Annotated in this window: 12 protein-coding genes, 1 tRNA gene and 1 pseudogene; 4 read left to right on the forward strand and 10 right to left on the reverse strand. The window is 65.3% G+C overall.

Going from position 1 to position 8,603, the window contains the following annotated elements:
* Nucleotides 1-3: 3 nt before the first annotated feature.
* A pseudogene (locus ACIPEK_RS32470) lies at nucleotides 4-231 on the forward strand (VOC family protein); the annotation flags it as partial.
* A gap of 81 nt (nucleotides 232-312) precedes the next feature.
* On the opposite strand, the gene ACIPEK_RS32475 reads toward ACIPEK_RS32470, so the two are convergent.
* Both ACIPEK_RS32475 and ACIPEK_RS32480 read right to left on the reverse strand, forming a co-directional pair.
* Entirely contained in the window at nucleotides 313-516 is a 204-nt protein-coding gene (locus ACIPEK_RS32475; RefSeq protein WP_402003484.1) for a hypothetical protein, read from the reverse strand.
* Nucleotides 513-872: a hypothetical protein gene (locus ACIPEK_RS32480; protein WP_402003487.1), complete on the reverse strand. Its 360-nt coding sequence runs from the start codon at nucleotides 870-872 to the stop codon at nucleotides 513-515. Before ACIPEK_RS32480 ends, ACIPEK_RS32475 begins: the two co-directional genes overlap by 4 nt.
* Nucleotides 873-1,022: 150 nt before the next feature.
* Between ACIPEK_RS32480 and ACIPEK_RS32485 the strand changes: the two genes are divergently transcribed.
* The gene (locus ACIPEK_RS32485) at nucleotides 1,023-1,289 is read left to right on the forward strand and encodes a GntR family transcriptional regulator (protein WP_402003490.1); all 267 of its coding nucleotides are present in this window, start codon (nucleotides 1,023-1,025) and stop codon (nucleotides 1,287-1,289) included.
* A gap of 58 nt (nucleotides 1,290-1,347) precedes the next feature.
* On the opposite strand, the gene ACIPEK_RS32490 is transcribed toward ACIPEK_RS32485, so the two are convergent.
* The 3 genes from ACIPEK_RS32490 to ACIPEK_RS32500 form a co-directional block, all read right to left on the reverse strand.
* Complete coding sequence (locus ACIPEK_RS32490) at nucleotides 1,348-1,686, reverse strand: hypothetical protein (RefSeq protein WP_402003493.1); 339 nt, start codon at nucleotides 1,684-1,686, stop codon at nucleotides 1,348-1,350.
* A 26-nt stretch (nucleotides 1,687-1,712) separates the two neighbouring features.
* The gene (locus ACIPEK_RS32495; protein WP_402003496.1) at nucleotides 1,713-2,612 is read right to left on the reverse strand and encodes a radical SAM protein; all 900 of its coding nucleotides are present in this window, start codon (nucleotides 2,610-2,612) and stop codon (nucleotides 1,713-1,715) included.
* A 419-nt stretch (nucleotides 2,613-3,031) separates the two neighbouring features.
* Nucleotides 3,032-3,250: a hypothetical protein gene (locus ACIPEK_RS32500; RefSeq protein WP_402003499.1), complete on the reverse strand. Its 219-nt coding sequence runs from the start codon at nucleotides 3,248-3,250 to the stop codon at nucleotides 3,032-3,034.
* Between the two features lie 162 nt (nucleotides 3,251-3,412).
* Here ACIPEK_RS32500 and ACIPEK_RS32505 point away from each other — a divergent pair, with 162 nt between their 5' ends.
* Both ACIPEK_RS32505 and ACIPEK_RS32510 read left to right on the forward strand, forming a co-directional pair.
* A complete protein-coding gene (locus tag ACIPEK_RS32505) occupies nucleotides 3,413-3,946 on the forward strand; it encodes a helix-turn-helix transcriptional regulator (RefSeq protein WP_402003502.1) in 534 nt (177 codons plus the stop codon).
* Nucleotides 3,907-4,632 (forward strand): hypothetical protein, encoded by a 726-nt coding sequence (locus tag ACIPEK_RS32510; protein WP_402003505.1) that lies wholly within the window; start codon nucleotides 3,907-3,909, stop codon nucleotides 4,630-4,632. The genes ACIPEK_RS32505 and ACIPEK_RS32510 overlap by 40 nt, the downstream gene beginning before the upstream one ends.
* A 72-nt stretch (nucleotides 4,633-4,704) precedes the next feature.
* Here the strand turns inward: ACIPEK_RS32510 and ACIPEK_RS32515 are convergent, their stop codons facing one another.
* The 5 genes from ACIPEK_RS32515 to ACIPEK_RS32535 form a co-directional block, all read right to left on the reverse strand.
* Nucleotides 4,705-5,064: a P27 family phage terminase small subunit gene (locus tag ACIPEK_RS32515; RefSeq protein WP_402003508.1), complete on the reverse strand. Its 360-nt coding sequence runs from the start codon at nucleotides 5,062-5,064 to the stop codon at nucleotides 4,705-4,707.
* 929 nt (nucleotides 5,065-5,993) lie between these two features.
* Complete coding sequence (locus ACIPEK_RS32520) at nucleotides 5,994-6,404, reverse strand: HNH endonuclease (protein WP_402003511.1); 411 nt, start codon at nucleotides 6,402-6,404, stop codon at nucleotides 5,994-5,996.
* A 40-nt stretch (nucleotides 6,405-6,444) separates the two neighbouring features.
* A tRNA-Gly gene (locus ACIPEK_RS32525) sits at nucleotides 6,445-6,519 on the reverse strand.
* A gap of 107 nt (nucleotides 6,520-6,626) precedes the next feature.
* A complete protein-coding gene (locus tag ACIPEK_RS32530; protein ID WP_402003514.1) occupies nucleotides 6,627-7,760 on the reverse strand; it encodes an IS630 family transposase in 1,134 nt (377 codons plus the stop codon).
* A gap of 139 nt (nucleotides 7,761-7,899) precedes the next feature.
* Entirely contained in the window at nucleotides 7,900-8,244 is a 345-nt protein-coding gene (locus tag ACIPEK_RS32535) for a hypothetical protein (protein WP_393699806.1), read from the reverse strand.
* Nucleotides 8,245-8,603: the final 359 nt, after the last annotated feature.

Consider the following 8,603-nt stretch of genomic DNA (forward strand, 5'->3'; position numbering starts at 1 on the left):
CCGTCCAGCGGCGTCGGCCGCGGCCGACGACTGCTCTTCCGGGACGTACCCGAGGGCAAGTCCGGCAAGAACCGCTTGCACCTCGACGTCCACAGCGAGCCCGGCGGCCTCGACGACCTGGCGGCCAGGCTGGAAGACCTGGGGGCAGCCCGCGTACGCGAGGTCGACAAGGGACCTGCCGGGCACTGGTGGATCATGCAGGACCCCAACACATCCAACAACCAGTTCTGAGCATACGCGCACGTCAGCGCCAACGACAGAGCCCCGCCCGGCACTTGGCCGAACGGGGCGTTTTGCTGTCTGAGTGCTCGCCTACGGGGCGCTTAGCTCGTCCTCCGGGGTCGGTCCCGCTCCGAGCTTCACAGCGTGCTCGGGGCACGCGTAGATGGTCGTTCCGGGGCCGCTGTTGCTCTGCATCCAGCGGACGGGGATCGGGGCGCGCGTCACCTCGTGGCACTCGACGCAGAGCGCGACGCGTCCCGCGAGGACGACCGGGAACAGCTCGTCCGGGGTCATGCCGACACCCCCGCAGCGGCGAACGCGGAGGCGGGGAACGGGGCACCCTCGTACGTGTAGGGGTAGTCCACCCCTTGCGTAGCGAGTACCGCAGCGCGCCGACGTTCCCGGATCACGTGCAGCTCTAGCGTTTGCTCGGCCTCGCGCACGAGCAGCCACGGGCCGATGCGGTGATGCCACGGGGACGGGATCGAGCGGGCGAGGACGTGGGCGGGAATTGGCGTGGTCGGGGCGCAGATGACGCGGGGCGGGGTCGTCGGCTCAGGGGCGAGCACGGGAACGGCTCGGCGCTTTCCACGGGCGGGCAGCAGTAGCCCCAGCACCCAAAGCAATGCACGGGCGATAGAGTCGCGCATGTCGTTTCAGCTCCTGTTAGCTGTTTCGGCAAGCCCCGATGGACCGGGCCTAATCGGTCCCTCGGGGCGCTTTCGTGTCCGACGCCAACCAACTCCTCTACCCACGTATGGAAACGGGCCCCGCCGTGTCCGGTTGTCTACGCTCCCCCTATGAGCCCGAGCATTGACTACGAAGCCCCGACGCCGCCCTATCAGCAGATCGCGGCGGAGATCATCCGGGATATTGAATCGGGCACTCTGGCCGTGGACCGTCCGATTCCCTCGGAGTCCTCGTTGATCCAGCGATGGGGCGTGGCTCGGGACACTGCCCGCCGTGCGGTGCGGCACCTTCGAGAACTCGGGTACGTCTACACCGTGCCGCAGCGGGGTACGTACGTGCGCGACCGCAGCGAGGACGAGCGCCAGGACGCGGAGTAGCCCCGCCCATGCGCCACGGGGGCAGCGCGCGGACGGGGCCGAACGGGGGCGCTGTCGATCAGTGCGGCGCGGCGGTGGACGCGCGCAGATCAGAGAGACGCCGCTGATACATCGGCCCGATGGCGTGCGCGCCCCTGGCCTCGCTCGGGGTGGCCTGTTCGATCAGGTGATGGGACACGGCCTTGAGGTGAGCGGCCCAAGCGATCACGTGCTGTTGCGCCGTCCGCCCGCATTCCTGCGGTTCACCAGGGAGGCACAGCGGGAGTTCCGGCCCGAGCTTGTTGGCTGCGTGCCGGACGTACCGAGCGATGGTGAGCCATTCGTCCTCGGTCCGCCGAATGGTGTTGCCTTGCTCCTCCCACCCCCAAGGGCCGAAGTCGTCCCCGTGATCGTCCATCTGTGCGCTCCTTCATGATCAGCGGATTAGGCCGGTGCGGCGATGGTAGCGGCGCTGTCGGCTTCCCTGGGGTCGCAGTGCCCGACCGAGGGAACGCACGGACCACAGGGGCCGCACATCGGGAGGAACTGCGGAGGAGTGCACGACTGGACGCCTTCCCCGTGTACCGCCTCGATATCGGCCGCAACGTCGGTCATCTGCGCGCCGCCCCAGATATCGGAGATCGGCTTTTCCAGCACGTTGCCGATGGTCAGGAACCGACCGAGGACGCACGGCCACACATCGCCGGTCGGGCCGATGGCGCATTTCTCATGGGCGCAGTGCCCGCACAGATCAGCGATGGTCGGCGTGGCTCCCTGACTCGCCCGCCCAAATGTGCGGGTCCGGTCACCGCCGACCGTTCCGACACCGAGCCCCGTAAGGTCCTGCGCCGCTTCCTGCACACGCTGCCCGTCCCGCACGGCAACGACTCCACCCCGCAGCGGGATACCGAGTGCCAGCGCCCTTTGGACGTTGGCGCGCGTCTTCTTGTGCGACCCTCGGAGTTGCGTCACCTGGTCGTGTTCCTCGGCAGTGTCCGAGTAGTACGAGGTGGCGAGCTTGACGCCGTATTCCCTGAACGCATCCCACAACTCCGGGCGGATGTGGGTCATGTTCGAGAACACTTCGATACCGAGGCCCCGCCCGTGGGCGTGCTTGATCAGGGCGGGCAGGCTCGGGTAGAGCGTCGGCTCTCCCCCGATGAACTGAACGTCCAGGGTGCCCATGTCGGCAAGCTGGTCAATCACGTTCAACCAGTCCTGCAAGGTCATGGAGCCGTGCGTTCCCTTGGGCCCGCTGTCTGCGTAGCAGTGATCACAGAACTCGTTGCAAAGTCCCGTGACCTCAAGCCATGCGAATAAGAGACGGTTTCCGGCAGCGCTCATTGCATCTCCTTGCGACCGTTGGTGTTTGATGCCCCGCCCCTGCCGAGATTCCGAACTGCGTGGGAAAACGAGTTCGGTTACGTCCGGCAGGGGCGGGAGTTCATAAGCGGCCGGTTACGGCCAGGATGGGCAGCGCGGTACTAAGCGCTGCGACCACGAACACGAAAGCGGACCAGCCGAAGCGGCGAACGAACTTCACCGCCCGTCACCGCAGTTGCGCCACGTGAACGGGTTCGGGGGAGGGTTGGAACCGGGCGGGAAGTAGATGACGCCAGAACGCACGTGCAGCGCTCCGCCGTCCTCGGCCCACCAACCGGCCGGTGATGCTGTGTACGGGCCTGTGGGGTCATCTATGAGGCTGACTAGCTCAGGCTCGGGAAGAGGCTGCATAAGGCGGTCCTGTCGCCTCGCCGGGGCCGTCACCGCCTCGCCCGCCGTTTGATCCCCTGGGGGTCGGCGCAGTCGATGTGCCGGTAGATCGTGACGGGGGTTCCGGACTGCCGCTCGATCTCCCCACGCCGGCAGCGCTCAAGGGTCTTGATCGGCTTCATGCAAGCCGGGCACGTCTCACCCGAGGGGGCGAACGTCGTGTACTCCCACTGTCGTGCGTCGGTGTCTGCCGTGGTCGCGCTCACCATGGTCGCCATCCCGTCATGTCCGCTGCTGTTGCTAGGTGTTGGCCTAGAGAAGCGCCCAGGGGAGGCGGCGGCCACAGCAGAAGGGCCGCAGTCCTGCCGCACCCTGGCCGCACTGGATACGCTGACCAGGGCGGACGCATTCACGAGAGGGGACCGGCCACGATGACCAGCAGGCGGCGGAGGTTCGCGGATCTCCGGAAAGCACGCGGATTCAGTCAAGAGGGATTTGCGGAAGCGGTCGGCGCTGATCGGTCGACAGTCCAGCGCTGGGAGAGCGGAAAGACTGACCCTCAACCTTGGCAGCGTCTGAAGATCGCAAAGGTTCTATCGATCACGGCGAGCGAACTCGATGCACTGCTAGTGCCGGACGTCTACGCACCGCCGCAGTCTCGTACCGGTTGGCTCGCTGTCGCACCTCCGGATAGTGATGACGAGTTCGATGCGCTCGAATTGGCCCGGCGCGTATCCGCTAGTGACGTGGGCAAAGAGACACTCAGTCGTCTGGAGCATGCATTCGATGAATTGGCAATGAAATATCCGGTATCCCCGCCGCAGGACTTGCTCGAAAGAGTAAGAAAGCATTCCGCTTATGTCGCTCATCTCATGGATGCGCGAATGACCCTTGCGGAAGAGCGCCGCCTTTACGTGGTCGGGGGGTGTTCCAACTATTGGGGGCTACGCTGCATATCGACCTGAACCAGGAACACGCGGCGACAGCCCGTTTGCAGACAGCCGCCACCCTTGCGCAGCACGCAGACCACCGGGAAATCGAAGCGTGGTGTTACGAGACCGACGCGTGGCGAGTGCTTACGGATGGCGACTACACCCACGCGCTGGAACTGTCACAGATCGCACAGCACTTGGCACCTGCCGGAACGTCGGCTGCCATTCAGGCAACAGCACAAGAAGGGCGGGCAAGGGCGCGCCTAGGGGAGGGGCCCGCTACATACGCTGCGATAGACCGCGTTCAGCAAATGTCCGGCGCAATGGTCCCGCGCAAGGGCACGGAGCACCACTACCAATACGACCCCGGTAAAGCGCTGGCTTACACAGCAACGACACTTGCATGGGTGGGAGACCCTGCAGCGGAGGACTACGCGCGACAGGTAATCGCGCGGCTTGCTCCCGCTGACGATGTGGAAAAGTGGCCGCGCCGGGTGGCGTCCGCGAACATTGATTTGGCGCTGGCATTGCTCGGTGGTGACCGGCTGGACGAGGCGTGCGATGCCGCGCAGCGAGCCATACTCTCAGGCCGCATCGTTCCATCGAACCACTGGCGAGCATTAGAAGTCGTAAAGGCCGTAGAGCATCGGCAACTCCCGGAAGCCACCGACTTGCGAGAGGCTTATCAAGGATTGAAGGCGATCCCGAAAGGAAATTAACAAATGAAGGGACCCCCGCACCCGCCACCCTGGTAGTGGGTGACAGGCACGGGGGTTCCGCAGCGGCGCGGCTTAGTCCCACACGTCCGAGTCGTCAAAGTCGGGCTTGGGGGCCGTAATGGCGGTTCGGGCGCTCGGCGAGAGACCCAACGCTCTGATGTAGCGGGCGAGTTGGGCGCAGTATTGACCTGCGATGGTGGTTGCGCCGTTCTTCTGCCATCCTCGCTCACCCCGAACGAGCAAGCCGTTTTCGGATAGCTCCCGCTCGCATTGGTCGATACGCGCGGCAGATATGCAGTAGTCCTTAAGGGCCGTGGCATCTACCTCGCCGAGCCCGACCGCGATTTTCGGGACGGGATCGACACGTTGCCATTCGCGCGAGGCGACCGCACGACAGCGGGAGTTGACGGCTTCCTGTTTTGGATCGTCCACGATTCGGAAGGTCGCCCGCCAATCAGGCTCGGCCAGCTCCGAGGGTGGTACGGCAGCGCTTTGCGGTATAGGGCGCTTTCCCGGGTTACCCTCTCGGATCACTTGCAGAGCGGGTTTCATGCGCCGTGGGTCGGCCAAGGTTGCTCCCTTTCGGTGATGCGGACGCGGAATGCGGCTCGCGTAAATGGCTTTAGCTGCGGCGAGACTCTTTTGCCTCCCTGCCGCTCAGCAGCGAGAGGGGAAGGGGGTCACCCCCTGGTCAGAACGGCGGACGCTCGGACGCTTCACGCCGAGAACGAGCCTCAGCAGCGAAGCCGCCCGGCTGATTGCGCGCCGTCTCGCCGTTGTGACACGTCACGCACAGCGGACGCAGATGCTTCGCAGCATCCGGATTCGCCTCGCCCCGCGCGATCAACTCACGGCGAGACAAAGGGAAGTGGTCCGCAACGTTCGCGGCACCACCGCACAGCAGACACCACGGATTGCGGTACAGATAGGCACGTCGAATGCGCTGCCACCGTGTCGTATAGACAGCGCCACCACGCGAGGCACGATCCTTGTTCGCCTCACGCTCATGCCGCTCACAGCGCCCACCATGAGCCGTCAGCTCGGGGCACCCGGGGGTACTGCAAGGGGGCGGGGTCTGCGGGGCATGGGAGATCACCTCCAACGGCAGTGGGTTCTACCCATTTCGTGGCCTGTTAGGGGTGGCCTAAAAACAAGGTTCACTGTGGTGAACCCTATTAGCCGTTTCCTGTGGTGCACTACCGGCATGACAGCAAGCACGGCTAAAGGCCGACATCGTCCATGGTTCGAACTCCGCTGCGGCGTACTGCACTTGACGGTTGAACGCATCCCTCGATGCCGTGTCCCTAGGTGGCTCATCGCGGCACTGGCCACGGGTGCAGGCAGCGCGTTCGCCGCATGGCTCACGACTCGCTAGACGAACCGAACTCGGTGGTCGTCTTGATCCCGTGGCACTCGCGGCACAACACCTGAACGTTGCTGTCCACGTCCTCACCACCAAGCGACAACGGGCGCACATGGTCCACGTCCACCCCGGACGCGGGGAAGTCGTCCAAGCACCAGTCACACCACGCCGAGCCCCGTTCCTGCACCCGTCTGCGAAGCCGTGCCGCAGCATCACGACGGTTCGCCCGTCGCCGGCTCCGTGCACGTCGGGTGCGGACACTGGCCCGTCCCTCGTACACCCCGTGGTGCGTCTCGCAGCGTCCGCGGTGCGTTGCGGTCTCCGAGCAGTCGATACAGCGCATGGTCACCCCCTGGTCGTCCTGGTCTGTCTGCGCGAGCGACCTGAAAGGCAACATGCTTCGGCTCATAGGAACGGTGTCGAAGGGAATGTGGTCGCTCGTCGTTGCGTGCCCGCCCCCGGACTCGAACCGGGGATCTCTGCCGATTGGGTACCGCGCACCTCTGCCATTGGGTCATGCGGGCTGGTGGTCGTCCTCGCCGGCTCGGGCCGGTCCGGACACGATGGGGAGACCACACGTGCTTGCAACCCCGTTCGGCGACTCGCGGACGAGCCGGTTACTAGTGCCGCATCAGGCAACGTTCGCCCTGTCGACCACGGCACGTAGGCGTTCGTCGTTGGCATGGCGGTTTCGCCAAATGATGTAGCGGCGGATCATGCTGCCCTGCTCCTTGTGGCTGGCGTGGTCGGTGCCGTCGAGGGTGAAGTAGCGCAGGGCGGTGAACTGGGCTTCGATGCGGTTGAGCCAGGAGCTATTGGTGGGGGTGTAGGCGATCTCGACGTTGTTCGCCGCCACCCAGGTGCCGACCCGCTGGCACTTCTTCGTAGTCAGGTGCGGGGAGAAGTTGTCACAGACGATCGCGATACGGACCTCGGGCGGGTAGAGGCTGCGCAGGTAACGGCAGAACGCCAGGAACTGGGTGCGCTTCTTGACCAGCTTGATGTGGCCGTAGAGCTTGTCCTTTGCCGTGTCCAGGGCGGCGAACAGATGCCGGACTCCGTGCGGGCGGGTGTAGGTCGCCCGCCGCCTGCGGCGTGGTTCGCGGTCGGGGTCCTTGTGCCTTCCGCCGCGTTCGGCCCACTGCCGGCCCGGGTGGGGCATCAGGTTGAGCGGCCCGAACTCGTCCATACAGAAGACGACTTCGGGCTCGCCGTCCTCGGGTATGACCTCGCCGTCGGCGATCGCGTAGAGGTGCTCGACGCGGGCCTTCTTGGCCGCGTAGTCCGGGTCGCGGGAGGTCTTCCATGTCTTCAGGCGTTGAAACGAGACGCCTTCCTCGCGGAGCAGGATGCGCAGGCCCTCGTGGCTGATGTCGTAGACCACCCCCTCGGCGACCAGGAAGTCGGCCAGCTTGGTCAGACTCCAGGTGGAGAACGGCAGGCCGTGCTCGGCCGGCTTGGACTTCGCGATCTTCTTGATCTCCCGGCGTCCCGGGAGGGTGAAGGTTCTCGGCCGGCCGCCCTTGTACTTGGGATACAGGGAGCCGAAGCCGTCGATGTTGAAGTTGTGGATCACGTCCCGGACCCGGTCATCGCTGGTGAACGTCACTTCGGCGATCTTCGCCACCGGCATGCCCTGGGCGGACAGCAGGACCATCTGGGCCCGCCGCCAGGTCACCACCGACCCGGTGCCCCGGCGGATGATCCGCAGCAGCCGTCTGCCTTCGTCATCGTCGATCTCGCGTACGCGTACTCGTTCTGCCACCCGGACAGGGTGACGGTCACGCACCGCCTGGCAAAGCACCGAGACGGCACGTCACATCACAACAGGGCAAACATTGCCTGATACGGCATTAGGAAGGCGGACGAGGTGCCGTGATCGCGGCCAAGCGCCCCCGAGGGAACTAGGGCTTGTGGTCCGGCACTGACTCGGGCAGTGCTGCGTACCAGCCCTGGACAGCCAGCCAGAATCCGGCCAGCACTATGGCGACGAGCGCGGCGCGGCCTGCGTACCCGGCAACGGACGGCCCGATCATCCATCGCCGGGGCAGCAACCACGCTGACAAAGCGGCTACCACTCCGACGAGAACGGTCAGCGGAAGCTCCGCGTACAGCACGCTCCAGTCCGGCCCTGCTTCGAATCCGGCGCGCGCCCGGAGTTCGGCATCCGCGGCCCATCCCAGCAGCCCTATGAATCCACCGGCCAGGGCCACCCCGGTACCACTCAGTGCTTCAAGACGTTCCCTCATGATCACTGGAGACGCTGGCTACTCCGTGGGAGTTCCCGGAAAACCGCACGATTCTCCGTCGCGAGTCAGGAAGGCACCCCGTCTGGTCAACCCCGAACCTCTCCACTGCGCTGCCGCTGCTGCTTTCTCTGTCTTCCCCTTCCTGCGCCCGGTTGCGTGGCCGCCTTCGCCCGACTGCGGTGAGGGCAGTCATTGCCAGGGACGACGAACGCCTACGTGCCGCGGTCGACAGGGCGAACGTTGCCTGATGCGGCACTAGCTTAGCTAGCTTGATCTTTAACCTCGGAGGTCGAACGACTCGTCGTACTTGATCACTCGGACTGGTAACTGCCGTACGTGCAGGCGGCCTTCGGCTGAGC

Source organism: Streptomyces sp. NPDC088246 (assembly GCF_044741025.1).
GTDB lineage: Bacteria > Actinomycetota > Actinomycetes > Streptomycetales > Streptomycetaceae > Streptomyces.